At 65.2% G+C, this 16187-nt stretch carries 10 protein-coding genes; 6 read left to right on the top strand and 4 right to left on the bottom strand.

All coding sequences use genetic code 11. The features are described 5' to 3' along the window. Positions 1-408: 408 nt before the first annotated feature. A complete protein-coding gene (gene ppnN, locus LSQ66_RS08060) occupies positions 409-1779 on the bottom strand; it encodes a nucleotide 5'-monophosphate nucleosidase PpnN (RefSeq protein WP_231769273.1) in 1371 nt (456 codons plus the stop codon). A 207-nt stretch (positions 1780-1986) separates the two neighbouring features. Here ppnN and LSQ66_RS08055 point away from each other — a divergent pair, with 207 nt between their 5' ends. Then, positions 1987-3492, top strand: coding sequence for a peptide MFS transporter (locus LSQ66_RS08055; RefSeq protein ID WP_231769272.1), 1506 nt, complete (start codon positions 1987-1989; stop codon positions 3490-3492). A 42-nt stretch (positions 3493-3534) separates the two neighbouring features. Here LSQ66_RS08055 and glpD read toward each other — a convergent pair whose 3' ends face one another. Then, entirely contained in the window at positions 3535-5064 is a 1530-nt protein-coding gene (glpD, locus tag LSQ66_RS08050) for a glycerol-3-phosphate dehydrogenase (RefSeq protein WP_231769271.1), read from the bottom strand. Positions 5065-5195: 131 nt separating this feature from the next. Between glpD and LSQ66_RS08045 the strand changes: the two genes are divergently transcribed. Both LSQ66_RS08045 and LSQ66_RS08040 read left to right on the top strand, forming a co-directional pair. After that, the gene (locus LSQ66_RS08045; RefSeq protein WP_407659631.1) at positions 5196-7571 is read left to right on the top strand and encodes a penicillin-binding protein 1A; all 2376 of its coding nucleotides are present in this window, start codon (positions 5196-5198) and stop codon (positions 7569-7571) included. Next, positions 7568-8371 (top strand): PP2C family protein-serine/threonine phosphatase, encoded by an 804-nt coding sequence (locus LSQ66_RS08040; RefSeq protein ID WP_231769269.1) that lies wholly within the window; start codon positions 7568-7570, stop codon positions 8369-8371. Before LSQ66_RS08045 ends, LSQ66_RS08040 begins: the two co-directional genes overlap by 4 nt. Here the strand turns inward: LSQ66_RS08040 and LSQ66_RS08035 are convergent. Then, entirely contained in the window at positions 8368-10143 is a 1776-nt protein-coding gene (locus LSQ66_RS08035; RefSeq protein ID WP_231769268.1) for a methyl-accepting chemotaxis protein, read from the bottom strand. The two genes, LSQ66_RS08040 and LSQ66_RS08035, sit on opposite strands and share 4 nt — an antisense overlap. A gap of 194 nt (positions 10144-10337) precedes the next feature. On the opposite strand from LSQ66_RS08035, the gene mfd reads away from it, so the two are divergent. From mfd to LSQ66_RS08020, 3 genes are read left to right on the top strand one after another with little or no spacing between them, the layout of a single operon-like run. After that, on the top strand, positions 10338-13781 hold the full coding sequence (gene mfd, locus LSQ66_RS08030) for a transcription-repair coupling factor (RefSeq protein ID WP_231769267.1): 3444 nt from the start codon (positions 10338-10340) through the stop codon (positions 13779-13781). Continuing rightward, a complete protein-coding gene (gene serB, locus LSQ66_RS08025; protein WP_231769266.1) occupies positions 13782-14639 on the top strand; it encodes a phosphoserine phosphatase SerB in 858 nt (285 codons plus the stop codon). It begins immediately after the preceding gene. Between the two features lie 50 nt (positions 14640-14689). Further along, positions 14690-14917, top strand: coding sequence for a hypothetical protein (locus LSQ66_RS08020; protein WP_231769265.1), 228 nt, complete (start codon positions 14690-14692; stop codon positions 14915-14917). Positions 14918-14920: 3 nt separating this feature from the next. Here the strand turns inward: LSQ66_RS08020 and LSQ66_RS08015 are convergent, their stop codons facing one another. After that, positions 14921-16114 (bottom strand): CaiB/BaiF CoA transferase family protein, encoded by a 1194-nt coding sequence (locus LSQ66_RS08015; protein WP_231769264.1) that lies wholly within the window; start codon positions 16112-16114, stop codon positions 14921-14923. Positions 16115-16187 lie beyond the last annotated feature (73 nt).

The raw sequence follows: 16187 nt of genomic DNA, 5'->3' as shown, positions 1-16187 counted from the left end.
CCTGCTCCCGCAGCCCCACAGCAGCCAGCTAGTCGATCAGAATCAGGGTACCAATGGAAGGAGCTGTTTCTTCCCGATGGAACGAAGCTCCGCGCAAGCTTTGGCCCAGAGCAGTACTTTGCCGTAGTCGAGGGGGCAGAAATCATATACGGTGATGGCCCGATATCGCCGTCCCGCTTCGCGGACCTGCACGGCAGCGGCAACCGCAATGCCTGGAAAGCCATCTGGCTGCGCCTTCCAGGAAACGATGGATGGCTGCTTGCAGACGTCTGCCGGTCAGCGCGAAAAACCGCGATAACGCGTTTGTTCGAAGGCGCCTTCCACGCTCCAGGCAGTCCATGACCGGCTTCGCATAGACCCCTGCAGCTGCGCAAGACGCACAACTCCAGGGGTTAAGGTGCGGCCGACTTACTTGACGACTTTATAGCAAGGGATGTAGGCCTTGCCCGGCAGCTTCATGCGGCTCTGGGCGACGAAGGAGGCCAGCAGCGCATCCATCGGGCCCATGATTTCCGGGTCGCCGTGGATCTCGAAGTGGCCGTACTTCTCGATGGCGCGAATGCCGTCTTCCTTCACGTTCCCCGCCACCACACCCGAGAAAGCCCGGCGCAGCTGGGCGGCCAGCTCGTGCACCGGCTGGTTCTTGTGCAGGCGCAGGTTGCGCATGTTCTCGTGCGTGGGCGCGAAAGGACGCTGGAACTCTTCGTCGATCTTGAGCGCCCAGTTGAAGTAATAGGCATCGCTGCGCGCCTTGCGGAATTCGCGCACCTGCTTCATCCCCTCCTGCATCTCGCGCGCCACCTGGGCCGGATCGTCCACGATGATGCGGTAGCGCTTCTGCGCCTCCGCGCCGAGGGTGAGGCCGATGAACTCATTGATCTGCGTGAAGTACTCGCGCGCCGTTTCGGGACCGGTGAAGATGAGGGGGAACGGCAGTTCCGCGTTGTCCGGATGGAGCAGGATGCCGAGGATGTACAGGATCTCCTCGGCCGTGCCAGCGCCGCCAGGGAAGACGATGATGCCGTGGCCCGTGCGCACGAAGGCTTCCAGGCGCTTCTCGATGTCCGGCATGATGACCAGGTCGTTCACGATGGGGTTCGGCGACTCGGCGGCAATGATGCCGGGCTCCGTGATGCCCAGGTAGCGCCCGCCCGTGAAGCGCTGCTTGGCGTGGCCGATGGTGGCGCCTTTCATGGGCCCCTTCATGGCGCCCGGGCCGCAGCCGGTGCAGATGTCCAGGCCGCGCAGCCCAAGCTGGTAACCCACTTCCTTGGTGTAGTTGTATTCGGAACGGTTGATCGAGTGGCCGCCCCAGCACACCACCAGGTTGGGGTTCGACTGCGGCTTGAGCACATTGGCATTGCGCAGGATGTGGAAGACGGCGTCCGTGGTGCCTTCCGTGGTGGCGAGGTCGAACTTGGGATTGCCGGTGACCTCGTTGCTGACGAAGACGATATCGCGCAGCACCGCGAACAGGTGCTCGTGTATGCCCTTGATCATTTTGCCGTCGACGAAGGCGATGGCGGGCGCGCCCTTGATTTCGAGCTTGATGCCGCGCTCGCGCTGCATGATGTTGATTTCGAACGACTTGAAACGCTCCAGCAGTTCCTTTCCATCGTCGATGGTGCTGCCGCAATTGAGCACGGCCAGCGCGCACTTGCGGAAGATCTGGTACAGCCCTCCTTTTCCTGAATCGAGCAGCTTTGCGACTTCGGCCTTGGACAGTACCTCCAGCTTGCCTTCGGGCGAAATCTGTGTATCGACAATGCCATGTTCCATGATGCGACAAATCCTATTTTAGTTTCCAATACAGCGATACCAGTTGGGCTCGCAGCCCCAATATACGCCATCCCTTCGACTTGTGGCGTGACAAGAGTGTTGCAACCTTGGCAAACATACCACAATGCTGCCATGCAGCACGCGAAGTTCTCGACAAGCGGACGCGGTGCATTACAATGGCGGCTTTTTTCAGCCAGGAGAATCCGCATGAGCGGTGCGACCACCACCCCAACCGAAGCCAAGATCCCCGAGTTCAAGCAGATCATGGGCCACCCCGGCCCCCTGTGGATGCTGTTCATGACCGAGTTCTGGGAACGCTTCGCCTTCTACGGCATTCGCTGGGCGCTGGTGCTTTATGTCGTGGCCCAGTTCCACGGAGGCTCCGCCACCGGCGAGGCCGACGCGAACCTGATCTACGGCTCCTATCTCGCGCTGGTGTACGCCGCCGCGCTGTTCGGCGGCTATGTGGCAGACCGTGTGCTGGGCTACCAGCGCTCCATCCTGGTCGGCGCGGCCTTCATGGCGGCGGGGCTGTTCATGATCGCCTATCCCGATCCCACCGTCTTCAAACTGGGCCTGGCCACCATCATCACCGGCAACGGCCTGTTCAAGCCGAACATCTCCGCCATGGTGGGCAAGCTGTATGCGCAAGGCGACGCCCGCCGCGACTCCGGCTTCACCATCTTCTACATGGGCATCAACTGCGGCGCCTTCCTGGCGCCGATCCTGACCCAGTACCTGGCGCAGCACGTCTTCGGCTCGGGCGACACGCCCGCCTACAAGATCGTGTTCATCGCCTCCGGCGTGGGCATGCTGATCAGCCTCGTATGGTTCTACATTGGCCGCCAGGCGCTGAAAGGCATTGGCCGCCCCGAACCGGAAGCGGAAAACAAGACCCGTATTGCCTACGTGGCGGTGGGCTGCCTGGCCGTGATTCCCGTGGTCTTCGGCCTGCTGGCGCTGGGCGCGCAAACCCTGCAGGGCGTGCTGTCCGTGCTCTTCATCCTGCTGTCCGTAATGATGCTGGTCGAAGGCTTCCGCTGCGGCAAAGTGGCGCGCGACAAGGTCATCGCCATGCTCGTGATCTTCGGCTTCAACATCCTGTTCTGGATGTTCTTCGAACAGGCGGGCAGCTCCTTCACCTTCCTGGCCGAGAACATCGTCAACCGAAACTTCGGCGACTGGACCTTCCCCACCGCCTGGTTCCAGAGCGTGAACTCCATCGCCATCATCACCTGCGCGCCTATCGTGGCAGCGACCTGGGTGTGGCTCTCGCGCCGCAACGCCGATCCGTCGATCCCGCGCAAGTTCGGCCTGGGCCTCATCTTCAACGGCGTGGCCTTCCTGCTGCTGATGTTTGCCCTGTCCTCGCTGGTGGACGCCAACAACAAGATCCCGTTCTGGACCCTGTTCATGGTCTACGTGATCCAGTCCATCGGTGAACTGTGCCTGTCGCCTATCGGCCTGTCGATGACGACCAAGCTGGCCCCTCCCCGCCTGGTGGGCCTGGGCATGGGCGGCTGGTTCCTGTCGACCGGTATCGGCAACAACCTGTCCGGCATCTTCGCCTCCCACGTCAGCGGCGAGTCGGGCATGTCGGTGGCGTCCGCGCTGTCCGGCTACACCTTCGGCTTCTACTCGCTGGTGGGCGGCGGCATTGTGCTGTTCCTGGTGGCGCCCCTGATCCAGAAGCTGATGCACGGCGTGAAGTAAGCTGTCCCGCACAGGAAAAAAGCCGGCAGATGCCGGCTTTTTTTATGCCGCCCGGGCTGCGAGCCAGGCGTCCAGGCGGGCTTCGGCGCCCGGCGGGAGATGCAGGCCGAGCTTCGAGCGCCGCCACAGGATGTCCGCAGCGCTCATCGCCCATTCGTGCTTGCGCAGATAGTCCGCTTCGGCCTCGTACAGGCCGGGCAGGATCTCCTCGCCCATGTCGGCCAGCGCATTGCGCCCGCGCAGGAGGGTGTGGATACGCGTGCCGTAGGCGCGCGCGTAGCGCGTCACCAGCTGGGGCGGCAGCCAGGCGTACTGCACCTGCAGGGCCGCCGTCCACGCGCCGAATTCCTGCACCGAGCGGTTCTGCGGCACGTCGCCGAACAGGTCCCCGCCCGGCAGGCAGGCGCGCTCCGTCCAGCCGGGAGCGGATTTGCCGAGCGAGCGGCAGATCTGGTCCACCGCCTCCTCCGCCAGCTTGCGGAAAGTGGTGATCTTGCCGCCGAAGACGCTCATCATGGGCGCGCCCGCGTTGTCCACCTCCAGCCGGTAGTCGCGCGTGACGGCTTTCGCGTCCGCCGCCTCGTCCTCCAGCAGCGGGCGCACGCCCGAATAGGTCCATACCACGTCCGCAGGCTTCACCGGCTCGCGGAAGTAGCCGCTGGCCAGCTCGCACAGGTAGCGGATTTCGCCTTCGCCGATTGCCACCTTGTCCGCATCGCCCTGGAAGTCCAGGTCCGTGGTGCCGATCAGGGTGAAATCGCGCTCGTAGGGAATGGCGAAGACGATGCGGCCGTCGCGGTTCTGGAAGATGTAGGCGTGGTCGTGCTCGAAAATGCGCTTCACGACGATATGGCTGCCCTTGATCAGCCGCAGCTGCGAGGCATGGGGCTTCTGCGTCGCCGCGCCGAGGAAGGACGCCGTCCAGGGACCGGCCGCGTTCACGATATAGCGCACGCTGATGGTCTTCTCGCTGCCGTCCGCCTTGCGCAGCGTGGCAAGCCAGCGGTCGGCCTCGCGCCGCACGGATACGCAGCGCGTGCGCGGCAGGATGCAGGCGCCCTTGGCCTTCGCATCCATCGCGTTGAGCACAACGAGGCGGGCGTCGTCCACCCAGCCGTCCGAATACACAAAGCCGCGCTTGAACTCCGGCTTGAGCGGACGCCCGGCGGGATGGCAGGAGAGCCGCACGGCGCTCGACGCGGGCAGGAGCTCGCGCTTGGCCAGCAGGTCGTAGAGGAACAGTCCGGCGCGGATCAGCAAGGCGGGCCGCTGGCCCGGCGCATGCGGCATCACGAAGCGCAGGGGCCACATGATGTGGGGCGCGGAGCGCAGCAGCACCTCGCGCTCGGCCAGGGCCTTGCGCACCAGGTTGAACTCGTAGTATTCGAGATAGCGCAGGCCGCCGTGAATCAGCTTGGTGGAGGCGGAGGAAGTATGGGAAGCCAGGTCGTCCTTTTCCACCAGGGCCACGCACAGGCCGCGGCCCGCCGCGTCGCGCGCGATGCCTGCACCATTGATGCCGCCGCCCACGACCAACACATCACAATCGACGTCCCGCCCTGCTTCCGACATGCCGCTATCCCAGCAATGAAATTTCTACCAAGATACGACATATTCCGCCGTTCAAGCAACTACTTCCTGCCCCGGCGGGAAAGGGGCTGTGGCGCGTGGTCTATAATGTTGCCGACTTCATCACCCGAGAGATCTGCGTTTTGAACACCCCGCATTCCAGCCTGCCCGCCTGGCTGAACCGCCGCAATGTGCGGCGCGCGCTGCTGGCGGCCGGCGCCGGCGCCCTGGCCGTCCTCGCGGGCCTGCTGGCCTACCTCTTCCTCTATATCGCGCCCAACCTTCCCGCGCTCGATGCGGTCAAGGATTACCAGCCCAAGATCCCCCTGCGCATCTACACGGCGGACAAGGTGCTGATCGGCGAATTCGGCGAAGAGCACCGCGATTTCATGCCCATCCAGCAGATTCCCGAGATGATGAAAAAGGCCGTGCTGGCCATCGAGGACACCCGCTTCTACGAGCACGGCGGCATCGACTGGATACGGGCCCTGGGCGCGGCGCGCGCCAACCTGCGCGGCGGCTTCCGCCAGGGCGGCTCCACCATCAGCATGCAGGTGGCCCGCAACTTCTACCTGACCAGGGAAAAGGTCTGGGCGCGCAAGGCCAACGAGGTGATGCTGACCTATAAGATGGAAGCGGTACTGACGAAGGACCAGATCCTCGAGCTGTACATGAACCAGATCTACCTGGGCCAGCGCTCCTTCGGCTTCAGCGCGGCCTCGCAGATGTACTTCGGTAAATCGCTGAAGGAGCTTTCGATTGCGGAAATGGCAATGCTCGCGGGCCTGCCGCAGAATCCTTCGCGCCACAATCCGGTTTCCAACCCCAAGCGCGCCAAGGCCCGGCAGCAGCTGGTGCTCAAGCGCCTGTACGAGCTCGAATACATCACGAAGGAGCAGTACGAGAAGGCGCTGCACGAGCCCCTGCGCATCAACAACAAGGGCCAGGAATTCGACACCCACGCCGAATACGTGGCCGAACTGGCGCGCCAGGCCGTCTACGCCGAATACAAGGAAGAGTCCTATTCGCGCGGCATCAACGTCTACACCACCATTCTCAGCGCCGACCAGGACGCAGCCTACGAGTCCGTGCGCCGCAACGTCATCGCCTACGACCAGCGCCATGGCTACCGCGGGCCGGAAGCCTTCATCAAGCTTCCCGAGAACGAAGAGGAACGCGAGGAAGCCATCGATGAGGCGCTCAACAAGCGCGCGGGCAGCGACGGCCTGTTTGCCGCCGTGGTGCTGCAGGCCTCGCCCACCGAAGTCCAGGTGGAGACCGCGGACGGCGAAGACGTGACCATCACGGGCGAGGGCCTGAAGTTCGCCGCCTCCGCCCTCTCCGCCAAGGCCAAGGACACTGTGCGCATCCGCCCCGGCGCCGTCATCCGCGTGGCCCGCAACGACAAGAAGCAGTGGTCCATCAGCCAGGTGCCCAAGGTGGCGGCGGCCTTTGTTTCCATCGACTCCAGCACCGGCGCCTACCACGCCCTGGTGGGCGGCTTCGACTACGGGCTGCAGAAGTTCAACCACGTGACCCAGGCCTGGCGCCAGCCCGGCTCCGCGATCAAGCCCTTCATCTATTCGGCAGCCCTGGAAAAAGGCTACTACCCCGGCACCATGGTGCTGGACGAGCCGATCGAAATGCCGGGCGGCGCAAACGGCGAACCCTGGCGGCCGAACAACGACGACTTCGTGTTCGACGGCCCCATCACCATGCGCCGGTCGCTGGCCGCGTCGAAGAACGTGCCTTCGGTGCGCATCCTGCGCGCCGCCACCGTACCCTTTGCCCACAGCCACCTTGGCAAGTTCGGCTTCGACCTGCCCAAGCATCCCCAGAACTACACCATGGCGCTTGGCACGGGCTCGGTGACGCCGCTGCAGATGGCCGACGCCTATGCCGTCTTCGCCAACGGCGGCTACCGCATCGAACCCTACCTGATCGAGCGCATCACCGACTCCAAAGGCAAGGTGCTCAAACAGGCCAAGGCGCCGCCCGCGCTGGACGAAAGCCGCCGCACCCTCGACGCGCGCAACGTCTTCATCATGGACAGTATGCTCAAGGAGGTCACGCGCAGCGGCACCGGCGCCATCTCCACCCAGCGCCTCGGCCGCAGCGACATCGCAGGCAAGACTGGCACCACCAGCGACGCCATGGACGGCTGGTTCGCGGGCTATGGCGGGGGCATCGTGGCCGTGGCCTGGATGGGCTACGACGAGCCCAAATCGCTGGGCGGCCGCGAATTCGGCGCCACCCTGGCCCTGCCCATCTGGATCGACTACATGAAGGTGGCCCTGTCCAAACGGCCGCCCGTGGAACGCGCGGCGCCGGAGGGCGTGGTGCAGGCAGACGGCGAATGGATCTACGAAGAGTATGCGAACGATCCGACGGTGCGCGGCATCGATCTGGACGAGGAACCATCCGAACCGCCCGAGCCTGACGAGCCGCCCCCACCGGCCGACATTCCGCCGGCGCCGCCGGCCCCGCCCACGCCGCCAACCGCACCATGAGCGCCTGGCAGCAGCTGTCGCCTTCCGAATACCTGCGGCTCCCGCTGGGAACCGCCTTCGGCCTGACGGACACCGGCACCGTGCGCCCCTCGAACCAGGACAACTTCCTGGTCGCCCAGGACCTGAACCTGGCGGCCGTTGCGGACGGCATGGGCGGCCACCAGGCAGGCGATGTGGCCAGCGCCGAGGCCCTGCGCCTGGTCGCGGATTATCTGCGCCTGCACCGCCTGCAGCCGGACCCCGACGCCACCTGGACCGGTCCCTGCGCGGCGGCGCGCGAGCTCCTGGCCGCGGCCATCGCCCACGCCAACGATACGATCTATGGAATCAATGCCGCCGGAGGCAGGAGCGACGGCACCGGCATGGGCACCACGCTGACGGGCATCTGGCAGCCCGCGCCCGAAGCGCCGCTGCTGGCCTTTCACATTGGGGACACCCGCCTTTACCGCTGGCGCAACGGCCAGCTTGCGCAGCTGACGCGCGACCAGACCATGTACCAGCAGGCGCTGGATCTGGGCGCGCCCGAACCGCTGCCGCCGCGCAACCTGCTGCTGCAGGCGGTGGGCCCGTCGCCCGGCATCGAACCCGAGCTGCACGCCAGCCCGGTGCAGGCGGGCGATCTCTATCTGCTATGCAGCGACGGCCTGCACGGCCCGACCAGCGACGCGGCCATCGCCGCCGTGCTGGCGGCCGCGCGGCCCGAAACGCTGCACATCGCCTGTGCCGAACTGGTGGCGCAGGCCAAGCGTGATGGAAGCCGCGACAACATCACGGCCGTCCTGCTTTACTGCCCCGCTTAGAACTCTTCCCACTCGTCCGCGCTGGCGGCCGCCGCAACGGCCTCCTTGCGCGGCGCGGGCCGCAGCAGCGGCTCGGCCTTGCCACGGCGCGGCTGCGCGAGCTTGGGCGCGGGCGCCTCGGCTTTGGAAGCCGCCGCAACAGGCTGCGGACGCGCAGCGGGACGCACAGGAGCCACGCCGAGGACAGCCTGGTCCAGCTGGAACACGCTCACCACCTCCGCCAGCGCTGCCGCCTGGTGCTGCAGGGCTGCCGTGGCAGCCGCCGCCTCTTCCACCAGCGCCGCGTTCTGCTGCGTGACATTGTCCATCTGGCCGATGGCGATGTTGATCTGGTCGATGCCCGAGCTCTGCTCCTGCGTGGCCGTGCTGATCTCGGACATGATGTCGTTCACGCGCTGCACGCTCTGCACCACTTCGTCCATGGTCTGTCCCGCCTCGGCCACCAGCCTGCTGCCGCCGGCCACCGTTTCCACCGAATCGGTGATGAGCTGCTTGATCTCCTTGGCCGCCGCAGCGGAACGCTGCGCCAGGTTGCGCACTTCGGAGGCCACGACCGCGAAACCGCGTCCCTGCTCGCCTGCGCGCGCCGCCTCCACCGCCGCGTTCAGCGCCAGGATATTGGTCTGGAAGGCGATGCCGTCGATCACGCTGATGATGTCCACGATCTTGCCGGACGAGGTATTGATGGACTCCATGGTCTCCACCACGCGCGCCACCACGCCGCCGCCCTTCTCCGCCACTTCCGACGCGGAGAACGCCAGCTGGTTGGCCTGCTGCGCATTGTGGGCGTTCTGGCGCACGGTGGACGTCATCTCTTCCATCGACGATGCCGTTTCCTCCAGCGAGCTGGCCTGCTCCTCGGTGCGCGAGGACAGGTCCATATTACCGGTAGCGATCTGCGCCGAGGCGCAGGCGATGGCGTCGGTGCCCGTGCGCACCTGGCCCACGATGGACTTCAGGCTGTCGTTCATGTTCTTCAGCGCCTGCATCAGCTGGCCGGTTTCCTCGCTGGTTTCCACCACGATGGTGCTGCGCAGGTCGCCCGAGGCCACGGTCTGCGCCACCCGCACCGCTTCCTGGATCGGCTTCGTGATGGCGTTCGCGATATACCACGCGAAGGCGACGGCGGTGGCCATGGCGGCCAGCGCGGACCAGATCATCGTGTTTTCCGCGCTGCTCGCCGCCTCGACGCCGCTGTTCACGCTATCGGCAGCCACACGGTCGTTCAGGTCGCAGATTTCGCCCAGCGTTGCCTTGGCCTTCTGATAGAGGGGACCCGCCGCTTCATACTGGGCGTAGAACTGGGTGAAGAGCGTCTTCTGCTGCTCCTCGCTGCTGGCTGCGGCAAGGGCGGCGACGGTGGCTGCCAGCTTGGCATCCTGGGCTTTCCACGCTTCCCATTCGCCCACGAAGCGCTTCCAGAGCACGGCTTCTTCCGCCGTCTGCGGCAGGGGCTCGTACTTCTTCCAGCCCGCCTCGGCGTCCTTCCATGCCGCTTCGCGCTCCTTCAGCACGCCAGCGAACTGCTGCTGCGCCTGATAGTTGGTTTCCCAGATGGCGGCACGCAAAGTCGTGCCCATGATGTCGGTCTGCGCTTCGCTCATGGCGAGCAGGCCAAGCAGCGAAGGCAGGCGCACTTTCCCGATCTCGTCCACCGACGACCCCACCTTGGCGATGCCGCGGTAGCCCGATGCGCCGATCGCGGCCAGGGCGATCAGCATGATGACAACAAGGGTCGCCAGTTTCCATTTGATGAGCAGATTCTTGAACATAGGCCCCCCGGAGTGAAATCCTTAAAATTGTAATAAGTGTGATATTTGGTGATAATCCCTGCGATTGAACTATCGAACGGCGACGGGGTCGGCGTCAACGAATTTATGCCGCAGGTGTGGCGCGCGTGGCACGAACGGCTGGGACAGTGGCTTGCTCTATAATGTTGCCTGTGATTTCCCCCGCACCTGCCTGCATGTCCTTCGATCTCAAAAAAGCTCTTCCGAAACCTGGCAACCGCTTTGTGCTGCCGACCCTGTACGGCTCGGCCGACGCCTATGCCCTGGCCCAGAGCGCGCTCGAACTGAAGTCGCGCGGCCAGATGCTGGCCGTGATCGTGGCCCAGCCCAGCGACGCCCAGCGCCTGCTTGACGAAATGCCATGGTTCGCTGGCGGCCAGCTGCGCTGCCACCTGCTGCCGGACTGGGAGACCCTGCCCTACGACGCCTTCTCGCCGCACCAGGACCTCGTCTCGGAGCGCCTGGCGACCCTGCACGAGATCCAGACCGGCCAATGCGACGTGATGCTGGTGCCCGCCACCACGGCGCTGGTGCGCATGGCGCCGCCCTCCTTCCTGGCGGCTTACACCTTCTTCTTCAAGCAGGGCGAGTCGCTGGACGAGGCGCGCCTGAAATCGCAGCTCACGCTGGCGGGCTACACGCACGTCTCGCAGGTGATGTCGCCCGGCGAATATTCCGTGCGCGGCGGCCTGATCGACCTGTTCCCGATGGGCTCCGCCCTGCCCTACCGCCTCGACCTGTTCGGCGACACCATCGAGACCATCCGCACCTTCGATGCGGACACCCAGCGCTCTCTCTATCCCGTGAAGGAGGTGCGCCTGCTGCCGGGCCGCGAATTCCCGATGGACGAAGCCGCGCGCACCACCTTCCGCAGCCGCTGGCGCGAAACATTCGAGGGCGATCCCTCGCGCGCCGTGGTGTACAAGGACATCAGCAGCGGCATTGCCTCGGCGGGCATCGAGTACTACCTGCCGCTCTTTTTCGAAGAGACCGCAACGCTGTTCGACTACCTGCCCGAAGGCGCCGCGCTTGCCACGGTGGGCGATATCGACAGCGCCATCCAGCGCTTCTGGTCCGATACCGAGTCGCGCTACAAGTTCCTGAAGGCGGACCGCGAACGGCCCATCCTGCCGCCGCAATCCATCTTCCTGGGCGCGGAGCAGTTCTACACCCAGGCCAAGCCGCATGCGCGTCTTTCGATCCAGCGCGACGGCGACGGCGCTGCTTCCGAGCTCTCGGCCCCGATTCCGAACATCGGCGTCAACCGCCACCTGGACGATCCGCTCACCAACCTGCGCGCCTACCTGATGCAGGGCGGGCGGCGCGTGATGATCTGCGCCGAATCGAACGGCCGCCGCGAAACGCTGCAGCAGTACTTCAGCGAGTTCGACCTCGACCCCGCGCCGGTGGAAGGCTACGAAGGCTTCCTCGCCTCCGATGCGAAGGTGGTGCTGGGCGTTGCGCCCCTTCAGGCGGGCTTCGAGCTGCTGGCAGGCGCCGAGGCGCTGGCCTTCATCACCGAAACCGAGCTGTATGCGGGCAGCGGCCGCCGCGTCGGCAAGAAGAAGCAGGAGGCGGTGACCCAGGTCGAGTCCATGGTGCGCGACCTGTCCGAGCTCAAGATCGGCGATCCGGTGGTCCACATCAACCACGGCATCGGCCGCTATATGGGCCTCACCAGCATGGACCTGGGCGAAGGAGAGACCGAATTCCTGCATCTGGAATACGCCAAGGACACCAAGCTCTATGTGCCCGTCTCCCAGCTGCATGTGATCTCGCGCTATTCCGGCGGCTCGCCGGAGGATGCGCCGCTGCACACGCTGGGCTCCGGCCAGTGGGAGAAGGCCAAGCGCAAGGCGGCCGAGCAGGTGCGCGATACCGCGGCCGAGCTGCTCAACCTCTACGCGCGCCGCGCGGCGCGCCAGGGCCACGCCTTCGAGTATTCCTCCCAGGACTACGAACGCTTCGCCGAAAGCTTCGGCTTCGACGAAACGCCCGACCAGGCAGCGGCGATCCTGAACGTGATCAAGGACATGACCTCAGGGAAGCCGATGGACCGCCTCGTTTGCGGCGACGTGGGCTTCGGGAAGACGGAAGTGGCCCTGCGCGCGGCCTTCATCGCCGTCATGGGCGGCAAGCAGGTCGCCATTCTCGCGCCCACCACGCTGCTGGCCGAACAGCATGCCCAGACCTTCGCCGACCGTTTCGCCGACTGGCCGGTGAAGATCGCCGAGATGTCGCGCTTCCGCACCGGCAAGGAGATCGCCAACGCCATCAAGGGCATGTCCGACGGCACGCTGGACATCGTGATCGGCACCCACAAGCTCCTGTCGGAGGACGTGAAGTTCACCCGCCTCGGCCTCGTCATCATCGACGAAGAACACCGCTTCGGCGTACGCCAGAAAGAGGCGCTCAAGTCCCTGCGCGCGGAGGTGGACGTGCTGACCCTCACCGCAACGCCGATCCCCCGTACCCTGGGCATGGCACTTGAAGGCCTGCGGGACTTCTCCGTCATCGCCACCGCGCCGCAGAAGCGCCTGGCGATCAAGACCTTCGTGCGCAGCGAGAACGACTCCGTGATCCGCGAGGCCGTGCTGCGCGAACTGAAGCGCGGCGGCCAGGTCTACTTCCTGCACAACGAGGTCGAGACCATCCAGAACCGCCTGGCCGCGCTGACCGAGCTGCTGCCTGAGGCGCGCATTGCCGTCGCCCACGGCCAGATGCACGAGCGCGACCTGGAAAAGGTGATGCGCGACTTCGTGGCCCAGCGCTACAACATCCTGCTCTGCACCACCATTATCGAAACCGGCATCGACGTGCCGACCGCGAACACCATCATCATGCACCGCGCCGACAAGTTCGGCCTTGCACAGCTGCACCAGCTGCGCGGCCGTGTCGGCCGCTCCCACCACCAGGCCTATGCCTACCTGCTGGTGAACGATGTGCAGGGCCTGAGCAAGCAGGCGCAGCGCCGCCTGGACGCGATCCAGGCGATGGAAGAACTGGGCAGTGGCTTCTACCTGGCCATGCACGACCTGGAAATCCGCGGCGCGGGCGAAGTGCTGGGCGAGAGCCAGTCCGGCGAGATGCTGGAAGTCGGCTTCCAGCTCTACACCGACATGCTGAACGAGGCCGTGCGCGCCCTCAAGGCGGGCAAGGAGCCCGACCTCGCGGCGCCGCTGGCCACCACCACCGAAATCAACCTGCACGTTCCCGCCTTGCTCCCTTCGGACTTCTGCGGCGACGTGCACGAACGCCTTTCCATCTACAAGCGCCTGGCCAACTGCGAAGCGCAGGAAGCCATCGACGATCTGCAGGAAGAGCTGATCGACCGCTTCGGCAAGCTGCCGGAGCAGGTGAAGGCGCTGATCGAAACCCACCGGCTGCGCATTGCGGCGAAAACGGCAGGCATCGTCAAGATCGATGCCCACGGCGAGGCAGTGAACCTGCAGTTCATGCCCAAGCCGCCTATCGACCCGATGAAGATCATTACCCTGATCCAGAAGCACCGCCACATTAAACTGAACGGCCAGGACAAGCTGAAGATCACCGCCAGCATGCCCGACCTGAACGCGCGCGTCACGCAGATCAAGACCGCCATCAAACAACTGCTCTCCTGAATGAACGACATCACGAAGAACCTGGTCCTGCAGGGCCTTCCGGGCTGCATGCCCGGCCTTGAACGGGTCGCCGCCCTGGCCGCGCCCCAGCGCCTCGTGCGCGTTTCCGATACAGCGCTGCGCTGCGAAGGCGTCAGCGATACGGATGCGCTGCGCCAGACGATCGAGGCTGCGGCCACCGCCGAGCGCCTCGACGCCACCTGGCTGAACCGCACGCTCTCCATGGCCGATTTCCGCCTGGTGGCGATGGACATGGACTCCACCCTCATCACCATCGAATGCATCGACGAGATCGCGGACATGCAGGGCCTGAAGCCGCAGGTGGCCGAGATCACCGAGGCGGCCATGCGCGGCGAACTCGATTTCGCGGCCAGCCTGCGCCGCCGAGTCGCCCTGCTCAAGGGCCTGGACGCATCGGCCCTGGAACGCGTGTACGACGAACGCCTTGACCTCTCGCCGGGCGCGGAGAACATGCTGAAGGCCGTGCAGGCGGCGGGCCTGAAAACCCTGCTGGTCTCGGGCGGCTTCACCTACTTCACTGAGCGCCTGAAGACGCGCCTTGGGCTCGACTACACCCACGCGAATTCGCTGGAGATCGTCGACGGCAAGCTGACGGGCGAAGTCCTGGGCGGCATCGTGGATGCAGAGGTGAAGAAGGAGACCGTGGAAAGCGTGTGCGCGGCAATGGGCATCCGCCCCTCCCAGGCCATTGTGATGGGCGACGGCGCCAACGACCTGAAGATGATGGGGATATCCGGCCTTTCCGTGGCCTTCCGCGCGAAGCCGGTGGTACGGGCCCAGGCCGATGTTGCCCTGAATTACGTCGGACTCGACGGAGTATTGAATCTGCTCCGCTGAGATACATTTTTGCCACAACTTCAGGCCATATCCGCAGTATCATGGCCATTATGGCAACTGTTCTCTTACATCGCGGTGTGCGCATCGTGAACCTGGAAGGCGATGAGGACTTCGCGGAGCACTGCCGCGTGGACGATATCGCCATCCGCCACGAGGGCGATGCCTGGGCCCTCTACTTCATCGGCGAAGACGGTGCGGAGGGCTACGACCAGCCCTATCCCGTCTATGACCGCGCCCTGTGGACAGCCAAGGCTGCCGCCGAATTCGCCGCCGAGTAGTTCCTACTGAACCACGCCCGCCGCGCGCAGGCGCGCCACCGCCGCCTCATCCAGCCCCAGGTCCGCCAGCACGGCCGCCGTATGCTCGCCCAGCTGCGGGCCCTGCCAGCGCACTTCGCCGGGCGTATCCGACAGCTTTGGCACGATGCCCGGCATCTTCACGGCCACGCCGTCCGGCAGCACGGCCTGCTGGATCATGCCGCGCGCCTGGTAGTGCGGGTCCTCCACGATGTCCTTGACCGAATAGATGCGGCCTGCGGGCACCTCGGCCGCTTCCAGCGCCTCCAGCACATGGCCGATGGAATGCGCGGAGGTCCAGCCTGCGATGGCGGCATCGATCAGCCCCGATTGCGCGGCGCGGCCGTCGTTCTGGGCGAACTGCGGATCGTCCGCCAGGTCATTGCGGCCGATGACCTGCATCAGCCGCTTGTAGATTGGGTTGCTGTTGCCCGCGATGACAACATAGGCGCCGTCCCGGGTGGGGTAGGTGTTCGAAGGTGCGATCCCCGGCAGCGCGCCGCCGCTGCGTTCGCGCACATAGCCCAGCAGGTCGTATTCCGGCACAAGGCTTTCCATCAGGTTGAACACGCTCTCCACCAGGGACACGTCCACCACCTGCCCGTCGCCCTGCCCCGTCTTCACGCGCAGGACGGACATCAGCGCGCCCATCACGGCATGCAGGGAAGCGAGCGAGTCCCCGAGGCTGACGCCGGCGCGCGCCGGCACGCCATCCGCCTCGCCCGTGGTATAGCGGATGCCGCCCATGGCTTCGCCGATGGCGCCGAAACCGGGACGGTCCTTGTAAGGCCCGGTTTGGCCGTAGCCGGAGATGCGTACCAGCGTGAGCTTCGGGTTCAGGGCATGCAGCACATCCCAGCCCAGTCCCAGCTTTTCCAGCGCGCCGGGCTTGAGGTTCTCGATCAGCACATCGGCGCCCTCCGCCAGGCGCTTGACGATGTCCACGCCTTCGGCGGACTTCAGGTTGATCGAAATGGATTTCTTGTTGCGGGACTGGAGATACCACCAGAGCGAGGTGCCCTTGTGCAGCTTGCGCCACTTGCGGATAGGGTCGCCGTCGCCCGGCGCCTCGATCTTGATGACCTCCGCGCCGAATTCCGCCATCAGGCGCGCGGCAAACGGCGCGGCGATCAACTGGCCGATTTCGATAATACGGATTCCCTGCAACGGCCCGCTCATTCTGTCTCCCCGATAAAAGATCGAGGATATCTTACTAGAGGGGACAGACCCTGCACAGGGTCTGTCCCCTCTG

Origin of the sequence: Massilia endophytica (assembly GCF_021165955.1) — a bacterium.
Classification (GTDB): domain Bacteria; phylum Pseudomonadota; class Gammaproteobacteria; order Burkholderiales; family Burkholderiaceae_D; genus Rugamonas; species Rugamonas endophytica.
The sequence above is the reverse complement of the archived record's forward strand: the minus strand, read 5'-3'. Positions and strand labels throughout refer to the sequence as shown.

What these genes read in the sequence shown, in the direction of transcription:
- ppnN (WP_231769273.1), bottom strand. Translation starts at nt 1,779, where the DNA reads ATGGAACATGGCATTGTCGATACACAGATTTCGCCCGAAGGCAAGCTG.
- LSQ66_RS08055 (WP_231769272.1), top strand. Translation starts at nt 1,987, where the DNA reads ATGAGCGGTGCGACCACCACCCCAACCGAAGCCAAGATCCCCGAGTTC.
- glpD (WP_231769271.1), bottom strand. Translation starts at nt 5,064, where the DNA reads ATGTCGGAAGCAGGGCGGGACGTCGATTGTGATGTGTTGGTCGTGGGC.
- LSQ66_RS08040 (WP_231769269.1), top strand. Translation starts at nt 7,568, where the DNA reads ATGAGCGCCTGGCAGCAGCTGTCGCCTTCCGAATACCTGCGGCTCCCG.
- LSQ66_RS08035 (WP_231769268.1), bottom strand. Translation starts at nt 10,143, where the DNA reads ATGTTCAAGAATCTGCTCATCAAATGGAAACTGGCGACCCTTGTTGTC.
- mfd (WP_231769267.1), top strand. Translation starts at nt 10,338, where the DNA reads ATGTCCTTCGATCTCAAAAAAGCTCTTCCGAAACCTGGCAACCGCTTT.
- serB (WP_231769266.1), top strand. Translation starts at nt 13,782, where the DNA reads ATGAACGACATCACGAAGAACCTGGTCCTGCAGGGCCTTCCGGGCTGC.
- LSQ66_RS08020 (WP_231769265.1), top strand. Translation starts at nt 14,690, where the DNA reads ATGGCAACTGTTCTCTTACATCGCGGTGTGCGCATCGTGAACCTGGAA.
- LSQ66_RS08015 (WP_231769264.1), bottom strand. Translation starts at nt 16,114, where the DNA reads ATGAGCGGGCCGTTGCAGGGAATCCGTATTATCGAAATCGGCCAGTTG.